The sequence below is a fragment of the Mannheimia sp. genome (assembly GCF_056854775.1).
Genome location: NZ_JBXGGI010000009.1, coordinates 26,538 through 51,899, shown reverse-complemented (window position 1 = coordinate 51,899; position 25,362 = coordinate 26,538). Strand labels below are relative to the sequence as shown.

Here is a 25,362-nt window from a genome sequence, read left to right as displayed (position 1 = left end):
TATATCGAAAACTCGAAAAAAAGGCACGAGTATCATCACTCGTGCCATAAAGTGCTAATTATTTTAAAAATTCGGATAAGTTGTCTTTATCAACACCAACGTAAGGAATACGCACTACGCGGTTTTCCAATTTCCATTGTGTACCTGCAACTGCATCTTTACCGTCTGCTAAGTTTGCAGAAAGTTGAACAACCGCTTTACCTTGATTTACGCCGTCATTTAATACTGTACCTGCAATTTCACCTTTGCTGATTAACTGAAGTACTTCAGGTAACGCATCAACACCGAAGATTGGTAATTTTTTACCGTGTGCTTTAGTTGCTTCTAACGCACCTAATGCCATACCGTCATTGTTAGAAATGATCACTTCGATATCTTTCGCTTTACCGCTTGATAACCACGCATCTACTTTATCTTTTGCTTGAGCTGCATCCCATAATGCTGCATCCATAAAGATTTGTTCACTTTCAATGCCTTTTTCTTTTAAGCCCTCAACAACATATTTGGTACGAGCTTCCGCATCCGGATGTCCCGGTTCGCCTTTTAATAACGCAAATTGGATTTTACCGTCTTTGTTTAAGTCTAATGCTGGGTTTGCTTTCCACTGTTTGGCAATCAAATCACCTTGGATTAAGCCGGATTCTTTCGGATCTGTACCCACATAGTATGCTTTCGGATAGCTATCAATTGCCGCTGCACCCGGGTCTTTGTTAAAGAACACAACAGGTACATCTTCGCCTTTCGCTTTTTGGATAATAGTTTTATACGCTGATGGGTCAACTAAGTTGATTGCTAATGCTTTAACGCCTTTAGAAAGCAATACATCAACTTGGTCGTTTTGAATAGATTGGGTGTTTTGCGAGTCGTTCATTAATAACTGAACTTTTTGAGCTTGACCTTCTTTTTCAATCTCTTTACGCATTAATGCCATAAAGTTATCGTCATATTTATAAATAGTTACACCAATACGATTTTCAGCTTGTGCTGTACTGATAGTCGCACCTAATGCTACTGCCATTGCCACTGCACTTAATACTGCTTTCTTCATAGAAATCACCTCTTTTGATATGTTTATCCTGACATATTCATTGCTTACCATAAGCAACTTGGTGCGAAGAATAACCCATTTTTGTAAAACAATCCGTGATCATTCTCACAGAATTAAGACAAAGTGGAGGATTTTTTAATTCTATGGCGGCTTTTTGAATATTTACTCTATCGGGAGATAGTAAATTTTTACGAAAAAATGACCGCTTGCAATGTTGTTTGTAGATTACAAGCGGTCGCTTTTATTAAAATTTTTGCAATTATTTTAAAAACTGCTCCAAATTTTCTTTATTTACGCCAATATGTGGAATATAAATGGTTTTAGATGGACTATTTTCCCACTCTGTGCCCTGTGTAGCCGGCTTACCTTGTGCTAAATTCGCGGCAAGTTGTACCACGACTTTTCCTTGTTCGACACTATCGTTTAACACCGTACCGCTCATCTGCCCTGATTTAATTAAAGCTAGAGCTTCCGGCAAGGCATCAATACCGAAGAGAGGCAGTTTTTTCTCGTGAGCATTTAACGCATCTAATGCCCCTATTGCCATTTCATCATTATTTGAAATGACCACTTCAATCTCATTGGCTCGTTTTGCGACTAACCATTCGTTCATTTTATTGCGAGCAATGGCGGAACGCCACATTGCTGTGTCGCTATAAACTTCTTCTGTTGCAATGCCTTGACGATTAAGCTCATCAATAACGGCTTGAGAACGCAAAGTACTCACTTCGCTCAATTCGCCTTTTAGCAATACAAACTGCAATTTTCCATCTCTATTTAAATCAAAGTGAGGGTTGGCTCTCCACGCTTTTGCAATGAGTTGTCCTTGTATTTCGCCTGCTTCCTGCGGGTTACTACTGACAAAATAAGCCTTTTCATAACTTTCCATTGCCTGTTTGCTCGGATCTCGATTAAAAAATACAATCGGTACATTATTCGCTTTCGCTTTTTCCACAATGGTTTTTGATTCATTAGGGTGAACAATATTTACCGCCAATACATTCACTTTATGATTAAGTAAAACTTCGACTTGATTTAATTGCTTCACTTGTGAATTTTGAGCATCGTTCATAAACCATTTCAGATGACGGAAATTTTCTATCTCCTTATTCATCGCTTTACGCATCAACATCATAAAGTTGTCATCATATTTATAAATCGTAACGCCAACTCTAGGTTCAGATTGAGCATAGCTCATATTCACCCCGAGCATTACAGCACATACAAAAGCATTTAATAGACTACGTTTCATAAAATGTCCCTCTTGCTATGTTAATACGTTAGTTAAAGCATAACGAATTTAACTAAGAGAAACCGTGATCAGCTTCACAGATTAAAAAAGATTTTTATTGGTTTGATTTAATAAAAGCGGTCATTTTTCCTCCAAAATTTGCAAAACCTTTAGGGCTGAACAAGCCTAAGTGAGTAAAATTCTATCTAAATCAAATTCTAGGCGATTGAAGATTGCACCTGCTCTTATTTAGTTTTAAAGTAGCGATATTATTTATCAATTATGAGGATTAGCCAATGAAAAACGATAAACCCATTGAATGTGAAGGCTGTAACACCTTTGACGTCGGCTCAATTTTAGATAACAGCGAAACGGTTGCAAACATTAAACGCACTTATGAAACAGAAGCTGAAGCTCAAGCTGCACTGGAAAGATTTACTCAAAAAGCTCACGATGTTGAATCCGAACCTTGTGAAATTGAGAGTGAAATCTACCCGGTACAAGGTGGTTTTGAACTTAATGCCAATTTTAAGTTTAGTTGCCAAGCTGAAGTGGTTATCTTCCAATTAGGTACAAGAAATTAATAGCAAGGCTGGTTTAAACCAGCCTTACCTCTCTTAAAAGCACTTCACTCCACTTCAAAAGTAAAAATAATGTAAAAAAATTGAGATATATGTCATATTTTTAAAAAATTGTTGTTTACTTTTCTAAAAAATCAGGCAAATTATGAACAATTTTTGCAAACACTAACTATTTGGAGTGAATTATGTTAAAACCATTCAAGAAACTTGCTGCAGCATTAGCAGTAACCGCTGCATTTTCTGTATCAGCTTTTGCTAACGATCCAATCGTCATCAAATTCTCACACGTTGTAGCAAATGAAACCCCGAAAGGTCAGGGTGCGTTAATGTTCCAAAAATTAGTGGATGAGCGTTTGGCAGGCAAAGTGAAAGTGGAAGTCTATCCAAACTCATCACTTTATGCAGATGGTAAAGAGATGGAAGCATTATTGTTAAATAACGTACAAATGCTTGCTCCATCACTGGCTAAATTTGATAAATACACACCAAAAATTCAAATTTTCGATTTACCGTTCTTGTTTGACGACATTAAAGCGGTTGAACGTTTTGAGCAATCTGAAGCAGGTCAATCATTGTTAAAATCAATGGAAGACAAAGGTATTACAGGTTTATCTTACTGGAACAACGACTTAAAACAACTTTCTGCGAACAAAGAGTTACGTGAGCCGAAAGATGCTCGTGGTTTAAAATTCCGTGTACAGGCTTCAGAAGTGTTAGATGCACAGTTCAAAGCATTAAAAGCTGTACCGCGTAAAATGGCATTCGGCGAGATGTATCAAGGCTTACAAACAGGCGTTGTAAACGGTGCGGAAAACCCGTATTCAAACATCTACTCACAAAAAATTCACGAAGTACAAAAATTCATTACTGAATCTAATCACGGCTTATTATCTTATATGGTTATCGTGAACACAGAATTCTGGAACAAAATTCCTGAAGATGTGCGTTCAGAACTGACCAAAATCTTAGATGAAGTGTCAGTTGAAGTGAATAAACAATCTCACGAACTCAACCAAAGCGATAAGAAGAAAATCGTGGATTCAGGTGCTTCACAAATCATTACTTTAACGGATGAGCAACGTGAAAAATGGCGTGAAGCAATGCGTCCTGTATGGAAGCAGTTTGAAGATGCAATCGGTGCAGACTTAATCAAAGCAGCTGAAGCATCCAACAAACAGTAATTCCAATAATAATTCAATTATCAGGGCGGACATAACAGTGTCCGCCCAAAACGCTCTACATTTTGCAAAAAATTAAATAAATCTGACCGCTTGTTGGCACTTAATTTGCCCTTTCGGTTTTCTATTTTGGGATTATCCTATTTTTCGGAGTAAAAAATGTCTTCTTTAAAATGGTTCTGGGAGCGTTTTGAGGAATGTTTCATCGCAATTTTATTAATGGTAATGACGCTTGTTACCTTCGCGTATGTGATGTTTAACAACCTTTATAACGTTTTTTTTGATTTAGCCGAAGCTGTACCATTTACCGCTGGCTTCGCTGAACCACTCGGCGAGTGGATTATGGAAGCCGCTCAAGAAATGACTTGGAGTGTAGCTTTAACTAAAGCTTGTTTTGGTTGGTTGATTTTCTTTGGAGCATCTTATGGGGTGCGTACGGCAGGACATATCGGTGTTGATGTGTTAGTGAAAAAACTTTCCCGCCACGGACAGAAAATCGTCGGTATTATTGCAATCTGTGCTTGTTTAGCCTATGCGATTTTAATTGGTTCAGCCAGTTATGAGTGGATTTCAGCAATGTATGTTGCTGACATTGGGGCGGAAGATTTACATCAATTCCACCTAAAACAATGGCACATTGGTTTAATTATGCCTGTTGGTTTTGCCTTAATCGGTATCCGTTTTATTGAAATTTTAGTGCGTATTTTACAAGGCAAACAAGTGGGGCTTGGCTTAGCAGATGAAAGTGAAGACGCAATGAAACTCGCACAAGGAGAAGAATAATGACAATTTTAGTGCTATTTAGCTTGTTATTTATCTTAATGTTTCTTGGTGTGCCGATTGCGATTTCACTCGGTTTAGCGGGTGCAGTTACTATTATGTTCTTTAGCCAAGACTCCGTAAGTTCACTAGCAATCAAACTATTTGAAACCTCAGAACATTATACCTTACTTGCTATTCCGTTCTTCTTGCTTGCCGGTGCGTTTATGACAACCGGTGGTGTAGCAAAACGCTTAATTGACTTTGCGAATGCAACCGTAGGTCATATTCGCGGTGGTTTAGCGATTGCAGCTGTAATGTCTTGTATGCTGTTTGCCGCTCTTTCAGGCTCAAGCCCGGCAACGGTGGCAGCAGTGGGGTCAATTGCAATTGCAGGAATGGTGCGTTCAGGCTATCCGGTAGGCTTTGGTACAGGGATTATTTGTAATGCGGGAACACTTGGTATCTTAATTCCGCCATCAGTGGTTATGGTCGTATATGCAGCTTCAACTGAAACTTCTGTTGGTAAATTATTTATGGCAGGGGTTGTACCGGGATTAATGCTTGGCTTGGTATTGATGATTGCTATTTACGTTGTTGCTCGTATTAAAAACCTGCCGGCACAGCCTCGTGCGACAGTAAAAGAGTGGTTTACCGCAGCCCGTAAAGCAATTTGGGGCTTGTTGTTGATGGTGATTATTTTAGGCGGTATTTACAGCGGTATCTTTACCCCAACCGAAGCGGCAGCGGTCGCAGCAGTTTATTCGTGGTTTGTGGCGGTATTTATCTATAAAGATGTAAAACTGCGTGATTGCCCGAAAGTATTGCTAGAATCTGCAAAATTAAGCGTAATGTTGATGTTTATCATCGCAAATGCGATGTTATTTGCTCACGTTCTTACCACCGAACAAATTCCTCAGCTGATTACTGAAACCGTCGTAGAATGGAATTTACAACCGTGGACATTCCTATTGGTGGTAAATATCGTGCTATTAATTGCCGGTGCATTTATGGAGCCATCTGCGATTATTTTAATTCTTGCACCAATTTTATTCCCAATTGCAGTGCAACTCGGTATCGATCCAATCCATTTAGGGATTATTATGGTAGTAAATATGGAAATTGGCTTGATTACACCACCAATCGGCTTGAACTTGTTCGTTGCCTCTGCGGTATCGAAAATGCCTCTTGCAGATGTAGTCAGAGCGGCAATGCCGTGGTTATTACTATTACTGACATTCCTAATCTTAATTACCTATATTCCGGCAATTTCATTAGCGTTGCCGAATTGGATTGGAATTAATTAATACAAGCGGTCGTTTTTTGTCAATTTTTTACAAATTCTTTTACCGCCCAATGCTATTAATCGGCATTGGGCGGTAATTTTATTAAAAATTCACTATTTCGCTAAAAACTTACCAAAATAATTTAACTTTTTGCTACAATTTGGGCTATTTATCGAATTTATTAATAAGTAGAGAAGAATATGAGTGTAAGTTCTTTTAATCGCACTTGGGCAAAAGTGATTTTAAGTGCGTTAATGCGTTATGGCGTAAAGCATTTTTGTATCGCACCAGGCTCTCGTTCGACCCCTTTAACCCTTGAGGCGGTGCAACTTCAACAAACCCAATATGCAGAGTGCCACACCCACTTTGATGAGCGAGGCTTAGGCTTTTATGCGTTAGGGATTGCCAAAGCAACCAATAGCCCTGTTGCGGTCATTGTTACTTCAGGCACAGCGGTTGCTAACCTTTATCCTGCGGTGATTGAGGCAAGTCTTACTCATCAAAAACTGATTATTCTTTCTGCAGATCGTCCAACAGAATTAATTGGCTGCGGTGTTAATCAAGCCATTGCTCAACAAGGCATTTTTGCTAATTATCCTGTTGCGAGCGTAAACTTACCAAAAGCAAATGAGGCTTATAACGCAAGCTGGTTAGTTTCAACCATTGAGCAAGCTTGCACCACACAAGCTCAACAAGGTGGCGTGCTACACATTAATACTCCTTTTGAAGAGCCACTTTATGAGGCTGATATTAATGAAATTCTCAACACCCCTTGGTTACGCCCAATTCAAGGTTGGCTGAATAATTCACAAACCAAATGGATTGACCAACAAGCAATTCAAAGTGAAGTATCTATGCACGAAAACTGGGATTATTGGCGAACCAAACGTGGGGTAATTATTGTCGGTAAACTACCACCGGAACAAGGCACAGGCTTAAAAAACTGGGCGGAAACAATGGGCTGGTGCTTATTAAGCGATGTGCAATCTTGCATTGAAGCAAGCCTGCCGTATGCCGATATTTGGCTCTCTAACGAAACCGTGAAACAACGTTTATTGCAAGCGGATATTGTTATTCAATTCGGCACGCAAATTGTGAGTAAGCGTGTCAATGAGTTCTTAAAAGCTTATCAAGGCGAATTTTGGCTGGTTGATGAATCGCAAGATTACATTAATCCGAACGCTCACCATCAAACCCGTTTTGTGGCGAAAGCTCATCACTTCTTGCGTGTTCATCCGCCACTTCGCCAAAAGCCGTGGTTACTTGAGCCGTTAGCTCTTTCGCAATTCTGTGCAACCTTTATTGAGCAGCAAGTGGGTGGAAGTTTAAGTGAGGCATCACTTGCACACAATATTCAAGATGTTTTAGCAATTAATGGCAACTTATTCATCGGTAATAGTTTATTTGTTCGTTTAGTTGATGCCTTATGCAAATTACCTGAAGGCTACCCTGTTTATACTAATCGAGGAGCAAGTGGCATCGATGGTTTAATTGCGACAATGGCAGGTATTGCGAAAGGTAGCGACCGCCCAACCGTCGGTGTGGTGGGCGATATTTCTGCTCTGCACGACTTAAACTCTATCGCCTTATTAACTAAAATTACCCAACCGACCATTTTGTTCGTGGTAAATAACAGTGGTGGTGCGTTATTTGATATGTTGCCGGTAGATGCAAAAGCGAAAGATCAATACTACCGCCTCGCTCATAACTTTGAATTTGCTCAAGTGGCAACAATGTTCGGGCTTGAGTATATCCGCCCGTTTACTTGGGCAGATTTGAAAACCAAACTCAAACACGCCTATGCTCGTAAAGGTGTTACCATTGTGGAAATCAAAGTAAACGAACACGACGGCAGCAATATGTATAAATCATTGCTGAAACAAATTTCACAGGCGGAAATTGCCTAACAGAAAACGATAGCACCAGCGGAGGTTGGTGCTTTTATTTATGGGTTTAATCAATGCTTTCATATCAATGGCACGCAGAACAAGGCATACCTGTTGTTTTCTTACACGGGCTACTCGGCTCACAACAAGACTGGCAAAGTGTTATCCAACATTTGCAAAATTTTCCAAAAATTCGACCGCTTACTATCGACCTTCCATTTCACGGACACAGTGAACACATTACCTGTGCCGATTTTACCGAGCTACGAATGCAACTCCATACTACTTTAGAAAAGGTAATTGGCTCACATTCATTCTATTTAGTGGGTTACTCGCTAGGTGGGCGGACTGCTCTTGATTATGTACTGAATATCCATAATCCCAATCTGCTTGGTACGATATTAGAAGGGGCGAATATCGGGCTTGCATCAACAACTGAACGCCAAGCACGCTGGCAAAACGACTGCCAATGGGCGAACCGCTTTCGCCACGAGCCAATTGAAAAAGTACTGGAAGATTGGTATCAACAACCTGTATTTGCCGATTTAAGCAATATGGAAAGAGAACGTTATATTAATAGTAGAAAGCATAATCAAGGAGAGCAAATTGCTCAAATGCTTGAAGCCACTAGCCTTGCCAAACAGCCTAATTATGCGGAACAATTAAAACAAACAAATAAAAACATTCTCTTTTTCATCGGGGAAAAGGATAACAAATTCCGCCAGATGGCAGAGCAATATCAACTGCCTGTGCAGATTATTTCAAACGCAGGGCATAATACACATAGGGGAAATTCGGAGGATTTTGTGGAGAAATTGCTTGCGTTCATCTCCACTCAACAAATCTAACTCTCCCCCTGCAATCGTTGCAACAACCTATCCATTGCCCGATAGCCTAAGGCTTCGGCTAAATGAATTTGCTTAATCTCCTTCTCCCCGGCTAAATCTGCAATAGTGCGAGAAACCTTTAAAATGCGGTGGTAAGCCCGAACTGACAAACCTAATTTGGTTAAGGCATTCTCAAGAAATAATGCATCTTGTGCGGATAGGTTACAATCTCGCTCAATTTCTCGTGTGGTAAGTTGTGCGTTAATTTTGCCTGCTCGCTCAAATTGCATTTTTCTGGCTAAAAACACCCGCTTGCGAACTTGTTCGGTGGTTTCACCCCGATTTGCAGAACCACTTTGTAATGCCCCTTGAGGTAAAAGTGGCACTTCAATGGAGAGATCGAATCGGTCTAAAAACGGACCTGACAAACGGTTTAAATATCGCATTACTTGTTGGGGAGAAGTCCGATTATGCGTACCTTGATAATGCCCTGTTGGGCTTGGGTTCATTGCTGCAATTAATTGGAAACGAGCAGGAAATTGCACTTTAGCATTGGCTCTGGAAATAATAATTTCACCTGCCTCTAATGGCTGCCGGAGTGCATCTAACACTTTCCGCTCAAATTCGGGCAATTCATCTAGGAAAAGCACACCGTTATGGGCTAAAGAAATTTCGCCCGGTTTTGGGATTGAGCCACTGTCAAAGTTACAAATAAGTGTCATAATAGGTAAAACTTAGAATAGTAGAATAAGGCTTTAGCCTATTTTTTACCCTTAGAAGATATAATTTAATGGCATTAAAGCTATAAATAGCTGTCAAAATATATTAAAAGATACTAATAAAGGTCAAAATTATTTATGAAAACAGAATCAATTTTCCAACAGGTTCGTAAGATTAAACCCACACTCCTTAGCGTATCAGGTTTACTCCCTTTTAAAGATGGAGTAAGTATTCCTTATGAATCCACACTAGAACGAGACTTCTTGCTTTATTTTACTTATATGCCTGCAGTAGAGGAAATTATTCCTCAGCCTACTCGCATTCTGTTTGTGAAAAACGGAATGACTTACCCTTATACGCCTGATTTCTTCATTCGTTTTAATGATGGGAGACCAGCATTATTGGTTGAAGTGAAACCAAAATCTAAATGGCAGAAACATTGGCGAGAATGGAAAGAAAAATGGAAAGTGGCAATGGCATTTAGTAAAAAGAATGAATGTGTTTTCCATATTTACGATGAAGATAAAATTCATCACCTTGCATTATTCAACATTAACGCTGTTCAACGTTACAAGCGATTGCAGTGCGATCCTGAAGATATTGAAGCGGTACTCGCCCAAGTTAAATTACACGGGAGTACAACGATAGATTTTTTGCTCTCTCGCTTTTTTACAGGTTCACTCTATCGAACCAAAGGATTACAAATTATCTATCATTTATTAGCAACTAAGCAATTGACTTGTAACTGGTTTGAACCATTATCTGAATTTACCGAAGTTTGGGGGTATTCAAATGACTAAAGGATTTATTCACCCACGTTATCACGGCAGATTAGAGCGTGGGCGTATCATCTTGCAAAAAGGCAATATCTATATAAACCGTGAGGATGGTGAACAATATGAACTGATTGAGTATTTAGATGAAGATGCACAAGTGATGATTAGAAATCTTCATACTCGCCAAAGTAAAATTGCAAGCATTCATCAGCTTGAAAATTTAAAAGTTAATGAACGTGAAGATGTTTCTGTTGATTTAAGTGCAATTAACGACAAATACTGGGAAAAGGCATTAGAAAAATATGAGATGATTAAACCATTGCTTAATTATGAGCAACATTGCCCTGCCTCAGTAAAAGAACGAGCAAAAGAAGTCGGTGTCAGTGATCGAAGTTTATACCGTTGGATTCAAGCATATAACTCTCTAGGTTCTATTGCTGGTTTAGTCAGTCGTAAGCGTGGTTGGGCGGAAGGTAATTCACGTTTAAGTAAAGAACAAGATGAATTAGTGACAGCAGTTATCAATGAGTTTTATTTACATAAGCAACGTCCTACAATTGAACAAACAATTCGTGAAGTACAACGTGTCGCTAATTTAAAAGGTATTGATAGCCCTAGCCGTCGCACAATTCGTCAGCGTATTTTACGCATTTCAGAAGAAGAAAGATTGCGTAAACGTGGACAGAAAGAGAAAGCGAAAAATAAATTTACACCGAAGCCGAATAGTTTCCCTAATGTAGATTTCCCTTTAAGCGTAATTCAAATTGACCATACACCTGTTGATTTAATCATTGTGGATAATCAGTATCGTAAGCCAATAGGCAGACCTTACTTAACATTAGCAATGGATGTATATAGCCGAATGATTACAAGCTACTATCTTTCGCTTGATGCCCCTTCGGTAACATCGGTTGCAATGTGTATTGCTCGCAGCATTTTGCCGAAAGAACGCCTATTACTAGATCATAATGTAAAAGGTGAATGGGCGGTGTTTGGTTATCCGAATAAAATCCACGTTGATAATGGAGCAGATTTCCGCTCACTTGATTTGTCAAAATCTTGTGAGGCACACGGTATTGCTCTTGAGTTCCGCCCTGTTGGTCGTCCTGAGTTCGGCGGACATATTGAGCGTGTAATCGGTACGTTTATGAAAGAAGTTCACGGTTTGAGTGGTACAACATTCTCTAACACGAAAGAGAAAGATACCTATCAATCGGAAGCCGAAGCGGTAATGACCTTAGATGAATTTGAAACGTGGTTGATTAACTATATTGTAAACGTGTATCACAAACGTACCCACTCCGCACTCGGTATGTCGCCTGTTCAAAAATGGCGATTAGGCATTTTCGGTGATAAAGATCACATTGGTTGTGGTTATCCGCAAATGCCTGTTGATGAACAGACATTGTTGCTTGATTTCTTACCCAGTGAAAAACGGACTATTCAACATAATGGCGTAACGATTGATGGCTTACGTTACTACGATGTGGCACTTAATATGTATATCAACGATTCCGATGAAAGTGGTAAGAGTAAGGAATTTTTATTCCGTCGCGATCCTCGTAATATCGGAAAAATTTGGTTCTACGATCCGAAATTGAAACGTTATTTCCCGATTCCGTTTGCCGACCAATCTTTACCTGATATGAGCATTTGGGAATACAAGCAAGTTCGCCAATTCTTGAAAGATAAAGATGAAAAACTGATTCACTCGCAGCAGATCCACGACGCATTAACTGAAATGCGTGAATTGGTTGAACAATCTGCACAACGGACGAAGAAAGCTCGCAGACAGGCTCAACGGCAGAAAGTCCACGCGAAAAGTAAGGTAGTGATCCCAACAAGTTTACCCGAAAGCAAACTAACAGAAACAGTCAAAGAAGCTGCTTCCAATTTGCTTTTAGATAATGATTTCACATTTGGGGAGATTGAGTAATGGAAAAGCAATATGAGTATGTTCACGAAAAATTCCGTCATTTAGTGACCGCAAGTAATCAGGAACGGATTGAGTTTTTAGATGAACCACGTTGGGTTGGTTATGCTGTTGCAAATAAGATCATTGATAATTTGGTTTCCTTGATGAATAAGCCAAAACGCCCTCGTATGTTCAATTTGTTGGTAGTAGGTGATTCTAACAATGGTAAAACGACGCTTATTCGACATTTTTATGATTTGTACGGCATACCTTTCGTGGACAGCCAGTCGGACGGCATACGCCCCATTATTTTGGCAGAAGCACCGCCAAGTGCAAATGAAAAAGAGCTTTATATCTCGCTACTGGAACGTTTCTATGTACCTTACCGACCAACGGATAGCGTAGCTAAATTACGTTATCAGACGATTCACTTATTCCGTGAATATAAGGTAAAAATGCTGATTATTGACGAATTTCATTCGTTGCTTGTAGGGACACCCCGTTTGCAACGCCAAGTGATGAACGCGATTAAAATGTTGTGCAATGAGTTGCAAATTCCGATTGTAGGCGTAGGCACAAAAGATGCAATCCGTGTTTTACATACCGATCCGCAGCACGCCAGTCGCTTTGATGTAGCAGAATTGCCAACATGGAAATTGGATAAGGATTTTCAAAAGCTACTCTTCCAATTTCAAGGTATTTTGCCATTGAAGAAATGTTCTAATCTGCAATCGCCAGAGTTGGCAACGAAAATTCATACAATTTCAGGTGGTAACTTAGGCAATGTACATCGCTTATTAACGGCGTGTGCCGTTGAAGCGATTACAACAGGAACAGAGCAAATCACATTAGACATTATCGAGCATAACTCATGGGTACAACCAACGCAGGGCTTACGAAAAATTATCGGATAAAATCAGGAATTATCAGAACGCCACTCTATCCGAATGAAAGCATCAGTTCGTGGCTTATTCGTGCTGCTTTAGATTGCGGTACAGAGCCGATTACGTTTACTGGGTTTTATTGGGATAAGTGGCGATTATGGACTTATGATTTAGATAGAGGGTTTGAACCGATAGCACCGCAGATTTATGAAGATATTACAGCATTATCACTTAATCAGCAGGTAAACTTAGTCAGTCATTCGCTTTATTCCATGTTGAAACCGATTAACGGAGAAAACATCCTCATTAAAGGTCAAGCGAAATGGGTAATTTCAAGAGGTTCTCGTAATCGCACTTTTCGTGTCGGTCAATCTTATTGCCCTTGTTGCTTAGAGGAAACGTCTTATCTGCGTAATGAATGGCGTTTTGCGTGGCACTTTGGTTGTTTAAAACATCAGGTTTTATTTGAATCTCAATGTCCTTGTTGTGGCGAAATGTATCAACCGCATTTGCTTTCCGCAGAAAAACGATACTTAAATTACTGTCATCAGTGCGGTGAGAAATTACAGATTGTGACAACACCGCTTAATGAAGCAGAAATCGCAACGATGGAAATGCTTGATAAGGTATTTACAACTAATTCAGGTGAATGTTTTGGAAAACGTGTGGACGCTCAAGTGTATTTTGCTGTATTGCGTTACTTCATCAATCTTGTTCGGCGTACTGCGGTCGCAAAATCCACACACGCTTTTGCTAGATTTGTGGAAGAATGCGGCATTTCTCAAGCAGAAATATGCCAGACAAGAACAGCCCTTGCGTTTGAACAACTTCCTGTTGAAGAGCGTAAAAACTTACTGGTAAACGCGATTAAAATCCTAAATTTATCAAGTAAGGATTTCATTCAAGCTACTCAACAAAGCGCTATAACACAAAAGGCGTTTGCCTTTGAAAACTACCCTATGGAGCTTGATACACTCTTTAAATATGCATCCGAAGGCAAAACCGTAAGCCGTAAAACAGTAACCAATAAGCCTAAAACCGATTCTGTTTTAAGTATGAACCGTCAATGGGAACGCTTGAAACGACAGTTAAAAATCGCAGCATGAAAATCACTAAGATCCACCCTCAAAAGAGAAATAGTTGCTCTATTTGTGGCAAAGCTCAAGTAACACGCAAATTCCAAGAGGAATATTATTGCGCGAATTGCTACGCCCAATGGTTTAAGAAAAAGACTTGTAAGCCATGCGGACAACTCAAGCGTATTCACCGCGAGAGCGAACTTTGCCTTGAGTGTGAAAAATTAACAGATTGCGTACGCTGTGGTAAAACCGCAGGTACATTTGAAATCGGTATGATAAGTCGTTACGGTGCGGTATGTAGTTCTTGCACTCGTTATTTCCGAGAGGAAATAGAATGCTCAGAATGTGGCAATATGACTCGTGATAGATACCGTTCACCAGTAACGAACAAATCTGTTTGTTTACAATGCTATCGCAGATACACTTTTGTAACTTGTAAGAATTGTCGCCGTTACCGTAAAGTCCATAACCAAGAGAAGCAGTTGTGCAAGAAATGTGACGAACAGCGACTTTCAACTTGCCCAAAATGCAAAGGCGAAATGCCGTCTGGTTACGGTAATGTATGCCCTGATTGTGCAAGACGAAGTTTATTATTCAATATGATTCGCCTGAATGGACATATCTTGCGTAACAAAGCGATTAAAACTGCCTACAAGAAGTTTATTTTCTGGTATATGCGAAAATGTGGTATTAGTGTTGCCTTGTATAAAGGTGCGGATTTTATGCGTTTCTTCATTGATTGCGATGATATTTGGCAGAAAATTCCTGATTATGCGGAGTTGGTTACGCACTTCAAGCCAAACGGCTTGCGTGCAAATTTAACTGTATTACGCTGGTTACTTGATACGAATCAAGTAGTTGTAGATGAAGGCTTAAAAGAGGATTTAGCTGAATTAGAACGCATACAATCCCTTTTTAATAAACTTAAAGAATCTGTACCTTGTATAGCAAGTTACTATAAACTTTTACAAAGACGATATGATGATGGCAAAACTTCATTAAAATCTGTTCGGTTAGCTTTGCAACCAGCTATCGACTTAATTAGTTCTCAAGCGGTTACAGACTATCCTACACAGGAACAGTTAAACCATTACTTGAGCGAGAAAACAGGTCAAATTGCGGCAATTACAGGTTTTATCAACCACCTGAAATCGGCATATCACTGCGAGTTAGACATTGACCGCAAACTGATTCAACAGATGAAAGCTAAACGGCTTAAAAAGCGTTATTCTCAACGTTTAGTTGAACTCTACAAACAGACCGAATTAATGGATGATGAACAAATGGAATTAGTATCCGTTGTCCTATACAGCTTGCACGGTATTGAAATTAAAAAGCCAAAACCTTATGCCATTTTACTGCTAGATGGTGTAGCTTATTACCGTAGCGAAGATAAGGATTATTTCCTACCGCAAGACATCTATCAGCGTATAAAACCGCAGTTTTCGTAAGGAAAAATTTATTTTTGCGATCTCGCTCGAAAAATTGGAAAGGACTTCTCGACAGAAATCACTCAACTATTAAAGTAAAGCTCAGTTATCAACCATCAAACTAACGGAGCTTATATGAGCAGCACAAACAACGAATCTACTTTGTCTCTTAAACAACAATTCAAACTATGGCTTAGGCAAGAGCAGAAAAATGATGAAATGATTGCCCTTGCAACGATTCCACATATTTTAAGACAGTTTGATCGCCGACTAGCAATCATCAAAGGAAATCAATTTGAAAAACGTTATCTACGTGAGTGGAGAGAAGCTTTTCGTATAGATAGGAAAATTACAAAAGTATTTTTAGTTAGTTTAAACGTTTAATTTGTGGAAAAAGGTGGTTTAACCACCTTTTAATTATCTCCATAATATACTCAATGGAATATTCATCATATCTCTTGCTATCTGCTTAATTAAATTTTATTCCATTTTTCGTCTCATGTGCCATAGAAAGGAGTTATTGTTTGAGGAGTTAATTTATCTAACGCAAAAAAATAGAGTCATTAACTATATTATATTACAAATATTCCTTTAAATAACTTACCACAAATCTAGCAGATAATATACATCCTGTCTTATGATAATTATCATTTTTTTGTGAGTCTCCTAGATCAACAACAGCTTTTGCACCAAAAAATTTTGGTTTAGATAAAGAACTTTTTGCACTAGCATAAACCGCACTTATTTCCATTTCAACTCCGGATAGTTTTCTATGCTGTTCTAAAATTGAATCCATTATTTGTTTATCTGCAACAACAGCAGCTCCTGAGGCAATAGGGGCAATTTTTATTGTTGAATTTTGTAGAGGTGTATCATATAAGTCTCGTTTTATATATTTTAAGATTTCACCATTCTCAGATAATTTTTTTAATTCGGTCTGAACATTATCATCAATACTAATTTGATAAGGCTCTATTTTAAATTTTCCCTCAGTGTGTTTACCCACCTCGTACTCCCAACAAGGATTACCCACTATAATATCAAGATAGCTTGATGCTCCTTGTACGCCTGCACATATACCACTAATTACTACTAATTTAGGTTGAAAGTATTCAATAGCTTTAGTCGCAGTAATAGCCATATCAACTAGTCCCATTCTAGGAGGGACGATACATAAGCCTTTAGATTCCCCTACATTGACTTCTAAGCAATCTAATCCTTTAATAATTCTAGATTCCCCTATATTACACTCAGTATCTTTATATGCGTTTCTTTCTTCGGATAATGCACAGAATATAATGAAATCATAAGTTATCTTAGAAACCACTTTATTAATTTTATAATCTAAACAAGATCTCCACTTATCATCATTACCATTATATTGGATAACATTAATACTTAATTCATTAAATCTATCTATATTTGATATATCCTTTATATTTAGCTTCGTGATTGCTATAGATTCACTTTTGTAATTTGTGCTATAGTTAAAATCGGATAATATCTCATCAGATATATCTGTTGGCTCTTTAGATGAATCACTCAAAGGAAGAAATATATCAAATATAACAACATCATAATGTTCTGATAAAATTCTTCTTCGGGCGTCACGTAAGTTTCCCGCGGTGTCTATCTTAGGATTGTATTCCGCATATTTATTCAATATGTGATTTTTGATCTCATCTAACTTAGATAGTTCATCTTCAATTATTAAAATTAGCATTATAAGCTCCAAAATTTATTTATAGAATAAGTCCATTCATCATTACTATCATCGTAGAATGAGACGTGAAGTTTCTCAATACCATATATTTCAGTTATAAATTCACCTGCTTCAGGTATAGGGTAGTATTCATTTTCCACTTCAATTTCAGGGTATTGTGTCAATATAATTAATGGAATATCTACTTTATTTGAAAATGATAATTCAGATATAACTTCAATTCCTCCTGACGGCATTGATAAAGGATTTCCTTTCCCCACTTTCGCAGAATGGCTTGGTAGAGACATATCAAGAATTATTTTATCTGGGGTTTCATTTTTAAGATAAATTACAGCATCTCTTACATTATCTTTTACTTCAATATTAAGATTGGGAAAGGTAGAGCATATATAGTCATTTATCTTTTTCAATTTAAATAAATCATCCTCAACTATTAATATATTCATTTTAATAATCCATTTTGAAATCAAATGATGCTATTAGATACAGATTATCATCCGTATAATTAACATTGGAAATATAATTATCTATTTCCATTTGTTTTAATTTTTTTATTCCGCTATTTCCTTCAACTACATGAGCACTTTCGCTATTATTGGTCATATTCTCTCTTATTGAGTTTAAATTTTCTATCTTAGATCCATAAGATATAAATTCTGATTTTACAGTTACTCTTATTGCCTTTATTTCATTATGATATTGAATATCTAATTCTAATAAACCATCTAGTTTACCATGATCTGCAACATTTTTTATAATGATAAAAAGGGCATCGTAAATGGCAAAATATTGTCCTCCTGTGATTTGATAGAATTCTTGGTTAATCTGAACTTCAGGAGAGAAAGGCTCTGTTACTAAGTCTTTTACTTCGGACAGTACTGCCTTAAATAATAAAACTATATCAGCGGTTGGTGACGCTATTGACGGTTTGTTAAACCAAGATGATATAATTCTAAATTTATCTGCTGTAATATTATTTATTTCAGAGCAAAAATTCGCATATTCTCTTTTATATTTTGGCTCTAAATCTAAATTTGGCATTTTAATAATTCCATATCTAGATTTAATATGCATTAAATGTTTTCTTATATTAGATAAATCCTCCTCAATCAATCTCCAACAATATTCTAAAATAATATAAGGTAAATCTATTCCAATAGGATTTTTATGGTATGATAGAATTATATCCCTTAGCATGCTATCTGCAATTAATTTCTTTGCTTTAGAATTAATAATTGGGCGTATCATTCCTTCTGGTTTTTTCTTAGAAAGGATATGAAGATACTCAGATACTAATGAGTCTAAAGTGTCATCGTATTCTTTAAACCACTTATTATAAAAATCTTGAAAATCTTTATTATTTGATAATAATTTTTCCTTTTGTTGGTAAAATTCTAAAATTTCCTTTCTCCCTGTTCCTTTTAGAGTTCCGTGTCGGATTCTACGTCCTAAATATGAGGCTATTCCAAACAATTTATTTTCACAAAACTCTTCAAAGCATACTAATAAGCAAGAGGCTGCTTTTTCAAGGTCTGTAATACCTATTTTTGTTTTTGCCCAATCAATATTATATGGGCTAGAAATATTATCAATATTTATCGAATCTAGAGATAATAAAAGTTCATTTAGAACGGTATCACTAATCCATTGAATATACTTTATAGGGTCAACATAAATCCTAGAATCATCAATATTTGCTTTTTGCTTACTTATCTGAATGTCAATTCTTAAATTCTTAGCTCTTTCAATTAGTAAATTGTTATTAGTTTTATTTCCATACCATTCCAATATGGACGCCCTTGTTTCAATTGCATCTATAGGTTCTTCTGTAATAAAAAATAATTTGGTTAAGAATGTTTCATCACATAATGCAACCATATATTCGGCTATAGATTGAGATATATTATAAAAATATTCTAGTAGATTTTCAATTTTATACTCAAAACTATTCTCTAAAGAATGCTGCAGTATACTTCTTAATTGATGTTCATATCTTTGTGTTTTATACTTAGTAAATAATAAGCAGGAAAAAATTATCTTTAAATTATTATTGGTAATGCTTTTAAGCATTTCATCTAGTAGATTATTGGATAATATCTCTCCTAGATTTGTCGTGTAACTCATTAAAGACATAAAGATATCTTCATCATAATCTAATATGCATTTAGAATTATTTTCTAACAGATAAATTAGTCCGCAAGTATTTTCGATAATCCCACAATTGTATCTATTGTATTTGTATGTGTTAATACTATATTCATTACGCTCTTCATTTCTTAAAGATAGCAAGTCTCTTAACTCAGAAAAGTAATTTTTGATTTTACTTCTTTGATATGGAATAGCGATTTTTGTTTTCTTAGTATAAAAATATGATATTACTATTTTATATTCGTAAATCTTTGATATTTCGCTTAATAAAAAACTGTCTCTAAAAAAGTGCAAGTCGCAGAATTGTTCTTTTCTATCATAAAATTGCATAATATCAAAGTCCATATTTTGGATGGAGTCATATTCTTTGCTAATTTCTTTAGCAAGGCATTGATCAGAAATATAAGGTATCTCCAGTCTAGATGTAGAAAGAATATATAATACAGCATCAATCATGGAAATAGAATAGAATGAATTCAAAACTCTTATATACTCTTCTTCATTATTAGGTATTTGATCTATAAATGATCTTGTGATAATTAATGATGTATTTTCTTCTCCATGAAAAATCCTATCACACACACTAAAATAATCATTCTTATCGCTTGTTAGCTCCTTTATTGCTACATTTATATAATTTATATTATGAGGGCATATTGACTCATAAACTGCATCTATTCTTTCTCCAAAACCACAAACTGAAAGCTCGTCAGATAAATTGTTCTTTATAAACTGAATTATTCTTAATAAAAATACAGAAACACCACCTATTCTTGTTAGATGTTCTATGTTATCAACTAACTCCTCTGTATTTTTTAAATTTAGAGAAAATAATATGTTATTATATACTTTTAAAATATTTACTAATTTTGATTTATTTAGATTGATACTTCTATATATATCTACTGGATTTTTATTTTCTATATTTTTTTTTGATTTTAAAAAATAGTTAAGAAAGTATCTAGAGTACTCATTATCTTTAAATAGTTGATTTCCTCTAATTACATCTAAAGATGCTTCATATAGAAAATCACCATATTTAGTCCTGATTTTATTAAGTAACATATCAATCTTGTAGGGATTCTCCTCCCCAATAGCACCTCTTATTATATTTCTTACTTCTCTATTTTTTAAATCTGAAATTTTTAATGAGTTTGTTTTATTAGTATTATTTGTCATCTTGCCACCTTGTATTATTTTTTAATTAAAAATGATTATTTGTTATAACATAATTTTATTTTGATGAGGTGCGAAAAATCTTGCTAGAGAAATCCTACATATTTAAGTAAATTAAAACTATATAATTTCATGAAATAGCTCTTTAACTCTTATTCTAAAGTAATTTTCTAACCCCATTCCAAACCCAGTTATTGTTTGTTTTTTTAGCTTCTACATGTCTAAATAACGACATTTTCCCTTTCTTAGAATCAACGTAATCACTGCTTACACCTTCGCTTGATATAATTTCAATTAGCAGCTTGAATAGATTCTCATCTCGACTATAAACATCACCTTCGCCTGATAGGAATTGTTGAATGTTTTTAGGTTCATAGACAACACTACTAAAACCTGAGTTTTCTTTTTCGTTTCTTGCAGGAAAGCTAAGAACAAAGAATGTTCTTTGTCGCACATCTATTCGCAGTATTAATGCTGCAACTGGATAGTATTGCTCCAGAGAATCAAGGATTTTTTCTAATGAAACTAACGTAAACCTATCACTTTCGTTAAACTCTAGTTTAGGTGTGTACCAATAGACCTGCGCACCTTGTTCATTACGTAGGCGTTTTGCGTGTTCCCAAACGGTATCGAGGCGTGATTTACCTTCAATTTCTTGATTACTAGGAATGTCATAAAAGCAGTTAGCAATACCTGTATTACCAGTTTTTCCTTGTTTTTCACCCACTCCGTAATTCTCTGGTTCATCGTAATTTAAGAATTTAACTTTCCCACTTTTTTCAGCTTCTTGAACAAGCTGAACACGGTTAATCGCTCTCTCTTCGCCGAGTAATTTCAGATGTTCAATAACATCTGCTGTCACAAGATTATTTACGTTATCTAATGCAATATCGAGCTTTTCAAGTTCATGTTCTCGCTCTTGTTTTCGCGTTCTGTATTGGAGTTCGCCGTCTTTTTGCCCTTCACCACCTTTATTTGTTTTTATTGCAGAATGATAATAGAGGTTGATTGGCTCACCTTGAGGTTGGCTAATCCCTGTAATCTGGCAGCAAAGTACAGAATTTCCTAGTTCAATACCGTAGAAGGAAAGCGTGATAGGTTGGTCGTGCCAGCAAGGAATAAAATACTTCGGATTTTCTTGACCTTTAGAAAAAATGATCTTAGCTGTTACATCTTTTACAACTGCTTTTGTATAAGCATCATATTTCAGGTGGTAAAGGAATACGGCATCTTTTGTAGAAAGAGAACGAGGGATAAATACGCCTTTATATTCAAACTGTTCATTAAGTTTTAATTTTTCTTCTACCTTTTGCCAGTTATATGTCATTAAGATACGCTTTAACTCACTTGAATAACCATAGTGAGCCATAAAAAAGTGTAGTGGATGAACGATATAAGACTTACTATCACCTTCAGGTTTAATAACAAGTAACCGATTCCCATCCCCTTTAAATGCTCTCAAATAAGATGGATAAACATATTTATCCGCTTCAAATGGATGTGGTGATTCCTTATCCGTCCAAAGTGCCTTATAAGCTAATCCTTTACTCTTTGAAAAGGTAACTTTAAACTCTTTAAGTTTGAACTTATACTCCGATTCACCATTTTTCCAAATGCTACCGAACGGAATTTTATGTAGATAGTTGATAGGTAAGGCAATTTTGAAGAAACTTTGGTACTCTTCGCCTGTTTTCTTGTTTGTATAGGTAGGATGGGTTAAATTGATAAAAGTGACTTCAACAAGTGTTTTAGATTTATCTAGCGAAAGACGGTTTTCATACCAAGTGGCAACATACTCATCATCTTTAAAGTAACGCCCACCAAATGATTCACCTTCAAAATATTTCTCTAAATTAAGCGAACAGCACCAGTGCACTCTATCTAAATTATTCTCGTCGAAATATGACATAATCCACTTTCTTTTCAGTCAATTAAATAGATAAGTAGATTATAAATGATTTGGATTATAAGGCGACATTTATTTGTACCGTTTGACAGAAATTTGTAGCTTTAACAGCCACCGCCAACTAACGCCACCATTGACGCACTATGATGGGGCGAACGAAACGGGCGTTGCTTCCAGTTCTGAAAATTCAACTCATTCTGTACAAGGCTGGTTACGGAGGCGGTTTCGATTGCCTCTTCGTCCGACATTTCAGGCAGCAGATCCGCCAAACGGCTGGCAAGCATTGTTTTCCCTGTACCGGGCGGACCAAGAAAAAGCAAATTGTGTTGCCCTGCTGCGGCAATGGTTAAGGCTCGCTTGGCGTGTTGTTGCCCGATAATATCCGTGAGATCTCGGCTTACAAGCGGTCGATTTTCTGCCGAGTTTTGCAAAACTTGTTGGCAAATAGGTAGTTTGTCCCGCTTATTTAGCATATTCACCACATCAAGCAACGACTTCGCAAAATAAGTTGTGGCATTTGAAACCAAAGCCGCTTCATTCGCATTTTGCTGAGCCAATATCATTTGGCGTTTTGATTTTTCGGCTGAAATTACGGCAGGAATTGCTCCGTGCACACCTCGCAAATGCCCTGTGAGTGCCAACTCGCCTAAAAACTCACACTGCTTTAATAAATCCGAATCAATCTGCCCCGACGCGGCTAAAATACCGATAGCAATCGGCAAGTCAAACCGTCCACCTTCTTTGGGTAAATCAGCAGGGGCGAGGTTAATCGTAATCCGTTGGGGTGGATAGATAAAATTAGCGTTAATTAACGCACTTCGTACACGATCACCCGCCTCCTTCACGGTAGCTTCGGGCAAGCCAACAATGGTTAATCTTGGCTGACCGTTACTGATATGAACCTCAATCGTTACTAATGGAGCTTCCACGCCAATGGAGGCTCGGCTGTAAACTATGGCTAATGTCATTATGTTGAGAAATAAGAAATCAATGACGAGAGAATAGAAGGAAAGAGAAAAAGAGGGTAGAACAAATATTCAAATTTTCGAGCGAGATCGCAAAAATAGTTTATGGGAGGTCAAAACCTCCCATAAAATAACCTTACTTCACAATCTCAACCGGTCCGTGATCGTCGCAATGATCACCGTGCTGATGATGTAAACGACCATCTACAATATAGTCAATATGATCACCGTGTGGCACAGCTTCGTGTCCGCAGCCTTCGCCGTGAACGTGGTCGCCACAGCAATGAACAGCGTTGCATTCCGCCGGGTTGGTCTCATTTACTTCCAACACGTGTTCATCATAGTGATCGCCGTGTTTATGGTGCAAATGCCCATCGTGTAAATAGTCGATATGGTCGTTATGTTTAATAGCGGTATGACCACAGCCTTCGCCGTGTTCGTGGTCGTGGTGTGCGTGAGTTTTGCAAGACATAAAATGCTCCTTTGAATAAATGAATAAATCGGTTTTATCCTAATCTGAAATGCAATACAATTCAAGGCGTTTCAGGCGTATATTAGCTCATTTAAGAGGAAAGAAAAATGAACACTGAATTGGATATCATTGTTGTTGGCGGCGGCATGATTGGGGCAGCAACGGCGTTGGGATTGGCAAAACAGGGGGTGAAATTAGCCTTGCTAGAAAAAAATCCGCTCCCGACTTTTCAGGCTAATTCCGCCTACGATTTACGCATTTCCGCTATCAGTATGGGCTCAATTCAGTTGTTGGAAAAATTAGGCGTGTGGGAGCAAATTATCTCAATGCGAACCTGCCCTTATACCCAACTTGAAACCTGGGAAATAGAGGGCTTTAACACCGTATTTTCAGCCTCTGACTTAGGGCTGGAAAAGTTAGGCGATATGGTAGAAAACAACCTACTCCAGATTGCATTATGGGAGCAGTTAAAGCAATTTCCAAACTGCGTACAAGCGGTTGGATTTGAGCAAATTTTTGCAAGAAGAGGAGAAAACCGCTGGGAAATTCAAGTTGATAACCAAATCTTTTCTGCCCCTATTATCATTGCCGCAGATGGGGCAAACTCTCAAGCCCGCCAATGGGCTGGTATTGGCTTAACCAGCTGGCAATATCGACAACATTGTTTGCTGGCAACAATCAAGACGGAGAAAATCGCTCCATCAGCCACTTGGCAACAATTTTATGCAACAGGTCCTCGTGCTTTTTTACCCCTTTCAGGCAACAACGGCTGCATTGTTTGGTACGATTCACCACAACGCATTGCGGAGCTAAAAAATCTTCCTACAGAAAAACTAACAGTTGCCATTGAGCAACACTTCCCTACTCGTTTAACAGAAGAATTAGGCAAGATTAACGTGCAGGCGTCAGGTGCATTTCCGCTGACTCGCCAGCACGCTCAACATTATGTACAAAATGGCGTGGTGTTAGTAGGTGATGCAGCTCACACCATTAATCCGCTCGCAGGGCAAGGCGTAAATTTAGGCTTTAAAGATGTAAAAGCACTACTTGAAGTGGTGGAGCAAGCGGTCAAAAAAGGTGAAAATTTTGCGAGTGAGGAAGTATTAAAACGTTACGAGCAAAAACGAAAACCGGATAATTTATTAATGCAAACAGGTATGGACATCTTTTATAAAGCCTTCAAAACCGAACTGTTGCCATTAAAAATCGCTCGTAATTTAGGATTAGTGATCGCCGAAAAAGCAACACCAATAAAAAAACAAGCATTGAAATATGCAATAGGACTTTAGTTCCAAACATTTACTTTATTTACAATTGCTTATTCCAATGTAAATGTTGTAAATATGTAAGGATTTATCATTTAAAACAAAAA

At 37.4% G+C, this 25,362-nt stretch carries 20 protein-coding genes and 2 pseudogenes; 13 read left to right on the top strand and 9 right to left on the bottom strand.

Annotation, left to right across the window (positions count from 1 at the left end; translation table 11 throughout):
• Window positions 1-58 precede the first annotated feature (58 nt).
• Window positions 59-1,048: a galactose/glucose ABC transporter substrate-binding protein MglB gene (gene mglB / locus ACJHV0_RS00820; RefSeq protein WP_025236884.1), complete on the bottom strand. Its 990-nt coding sequence runs from the start codon at window positions 1,046-1,048 to the stop codon at window positions 59-61.
• 259 nt (window positions 1,049-1,307) lie between these two features.
• A complete protein-coding gene (gene mglB, locus ACJHV0_RS00815) occupies window positions 1,308-2,300 on the bottom strand; it encodes a galactose/glucose ABC transporter substrate-binding protein MglB (protein ID WP_188157254.1) in 993 nt (330 codons plus the stop codon).
• Window positions 2,301-2,575: 275 nt separating this feature from the next.
• Between mglB (ACJHV0_RS00815) and ACJHV0_RS00810 the strand changes: the two genes are divergently transcribed.
• From ACJHV0_RS00810 to menH, 6 genes are all read left to right on the top strand, one after another.
• Window positions 2,576-2,863: a YfcZ/YiiS family protein gene (locus ACJHV0_RS00810; protein WP_025236886.1), complete on the top strand. Its 288-nt coding sequence runs from the start codon at window positions 2,576-2,578 to the stop codon at window positions 2,861-2,863.
• 182 nt (window positions 2,864-3,045) lie between these two features.
• A complete protein-coding gene (locus tag ACJHV0_RS00805) occupies window positions 3,046-4,041 on the top strand; it encodes a TRAP transporter substrate-binding protein (protein ID WP_483133099.1) in 996 nt (331 codons plus the stop codon).
• A 156-nt stretch (window positions 4,042-4,197) separates the two neighbouring features.
• A complete protein-coding gene (locus tag ACJHV0_RS00800; protein WP_025236888.1) occupies window positions 4,198-4,821 on the top strand; it encodes a TRAP transporter small permease in 624 nt (207 codons plus the stop codon).
• A complete protein-coding gene (dctM, locus tag ACJHV0_RS00795) occupies window positions 4,821-6,104 on the top strand; it encodes a C4-dicarboxylate TRAP transporter large permease protein DctM (protein ID WP_025236889.1) in 1,284 nt (427 codons plus the stop codon). The genes ACJHV0_RS00800 and dctM overlap by 1 nt, the downstream gene beginning before the upstream one ends.
• Before the next feature lie 179 nt (window positions 6,105-6,283).
• Window positions 6,284-7,990 carry a 2-succinyl-5-enolpyruvyl-6-hydroxy-3-cyclohexene-1-carboxylic-acid synthase gene (gene menD / locus ACJHV0_RS00790; RefSeq protein WP_483133098.1) on the top strand — a complete coding sequence of 569 codons (1,707 nt, stop codon included), beginning with the start codon at window positions 6,284-6,286 and terminating at the stop codon, window positions 7,988-7,990.
• 53 nt (window positions 7,991-8,043) lie between these two features.
• Complete coding sequence (gene menH, locus ACJHV0_RS00785) at window positions 8,044-8,817, top strand: 2-succinyl-6-hydroxy-2,4-cyclohexadiene-1-carboxylate synthase (protein ID WP_483133097.1); 774 nt, start codon at window positions 8,044-8,046, stop codon at window positions 8,815-8,817.
• Here menH and ACJHV0_RS00780 read toward each other — a convergent pair.
• Window positions 8,814-9,494: pseudogene (locus ACJHV0_RS00780) on the bottom strand (ATP-binding protein); the annotation flags it as partial. The gene menH and the pseudogene ACJHV0_RS00780 overlap by 4 nt on opposite strands.
• 159 nt (window positions 9,495-9,653) lie before the next feature.
• Between ACJHV0_RS00780 and ACJHV0_RS00775 the strand changes: the two are divergent.
• From ACJHV0_RS00775 to ACJHV0_RS00750, 6 genes are all read left to right on the top strand, one after another.
• Window positions 9,654-10,316, top strand: coding sequence for a TnsA endonuclease N-terminal domain-containing protein (locus ACJHV0_RS00775; RefSeq protein ID WP_483133096.1), 663 nt, complete (start codon window positions 9,654-9,656; stop codon window positions 10,314-10,316).
• Window positions 10,309-12,228, top strand: a complete 1,920-nt coding sequence (locus ACJHV0_RS00770; protein ID WP_483133095.1) for a transposase — start codon at window positions 10,309-10,311, stop codon at window positions 12,226-12,228. The genes ACJHV0_RS00775 and ACJHV0_RS00770 overlap by 8 nt, the downstream gene beginning before the upstream one ends.
• Window positions 12,228-13,121 (top strand): TniB family NTP-binding protein, encoded by an 894-nt coding sequence (locus ACJHV0_RS00765; RefSeq protein ID WP_227797813.1) that lies wholly within the window; start codon window positions 12,228-12,230, stop codon window positions 13,119-13,121. Before ACJHV0_RS00770 ends, ACJHV0_RS00765 begins: the two co-directional genes overlap by 1 nt.
• The gene (locus ACJHV0_RS00760; protein WP_483133094.1) at window positions 13,079-14,197 is read left to right on the top strand and encodes a TniQ family protein; all 1,119 of its coding nucleotides are present in this window, start codon (window positions 13,079-13,081) and stop codon (window positions 14,195-14,197) included. The genes ACJHV0_RS00765 and ACJHV0_RS00760 overlap by 43 nt, the downstream gene beginning before the upstream one ends.
• Window positions 14,158-15,621: a hypothetical protein gene (locus ACJHV0_RS00755; protein WP_483133093.1), complete on the top strand. Its 1,464-nt coding sequence runs from the start codon at window positions 14,158-14,160 to the stop codon at window positions 15,619-15,621. Before ACJHV0_RS00760 ends, ACJHV0_RS00755 begins: the two co-directional genes overlap by 40 nt.
• Before the next feature lie 114 nt (window positions 15,622-15,735).
• Entirely contained in the window at window positions 15,736-15,984 is a 249-nt protein-coding gene (locus tag ACJHV0_RS00750; RefSeq protein WP_483133092.1) for a tRNA delta(2)-isopentenylpyrophosphate transferase, read from the top strand.
• A gap of 193 nt (window positions 15,985-16,177) precedes the next feature.
• Here ACJHV0_RS00750 and ACJHV0_RS00745 read toward each other — a convergent pair whose 3' ends face one another.
• The 6 genes and pseudogenes from ACJHV0_RS00745 to ACJHV0_RS00720 form a co-directional block, all read right to left on the bottom strand.
• Window positions 16,178-17,323, bottom strand: a complete 1,146-nt coding sequence (locus tag ACJHV0_RS00745; RefSeq protein ID WP_483133091.1) for a 5'-methylthioadenosine/S-adenosylhomocysteine nucleosidase family protein — start codon at window positions 17,321-17,323, stop codon at window positions 16,178-16,180.
• Complete coding sequence (locus ACJHV0_RS00740; RefSeq protein ID WP_483133090.1) at window positions 17,323-17,769, bottom strand: response regulator; 447 nt, start codon at window positions 17,767-17,769, stop codon at window positions 17,323-17,325. The genes ACJHV0_RS00745 and ACJHV0_RS00740 overlap by 1 nt, the downstream gene beginning before the upstream one ends.
• 1 nt (window position 17,770) lies before the next feature.
• Entirely contained in the window at window positions 17,771-20,650 is a 2,880-nt protein-coding gene (locus ACJHV0_RS00735; RefSeq protein WP_483133089.1) for a hypothetical protein, read from the bottom strand.
• Between the two features lie 154 nt (window positions 20,651-20,804).
• Complete coding sequence (locus tag ACJHV0_RS00730) at window positions 20,805-22,556, bottom strand: hypothetical protein (RefSeq protein ID WP_483133088.1); 1,752 nt, start codon at window positions 22,554-22,556, stop codon at window positions 20,805-20,807.
• A gap of 107 nt (window positions 22,557-22,663) precedes the next feature.
• Window positions 22,664-23,521: pseudogene (locus ACJHV0_RS00725) on the bottom strand (YifB family Mg chelatase-like AAA ATPase); the annotation flags it as partial.
• Between the two features lie 133 nt (window positions 23,522-23,654).
• Window positions 23,655-23,990, bottom strand: a complete 336-nt coding sequence (locus ACJHV0_RS00720) for a hypothetical protein (protein ID WP_025216487.1) — start codon at window positions 23,988-23,990, stop codon at window positions 23,655-23,657.
• Window positions 23,991-24,097: 107 nt separating this feature from the next.
• Between ACJHV0_RS00720 and ACJHV0_RS00715 the strand changes: the two genes are divergently transcribed.
• Window positions 24,098-25,279 (top strand): FAD-dependent oxidoreductase, encoded by a 1,182-nt coding sequence (locus ACJHV0_RS00715; protein ID WP_483133087.1) that lies wholly within the window; start codon window positions 24,098-24,100, stop codon window positions 25,277-25,279.
• The last annotated feature ends 83 nt before the right edge of the window (window positions 25,280-25,362 follow it).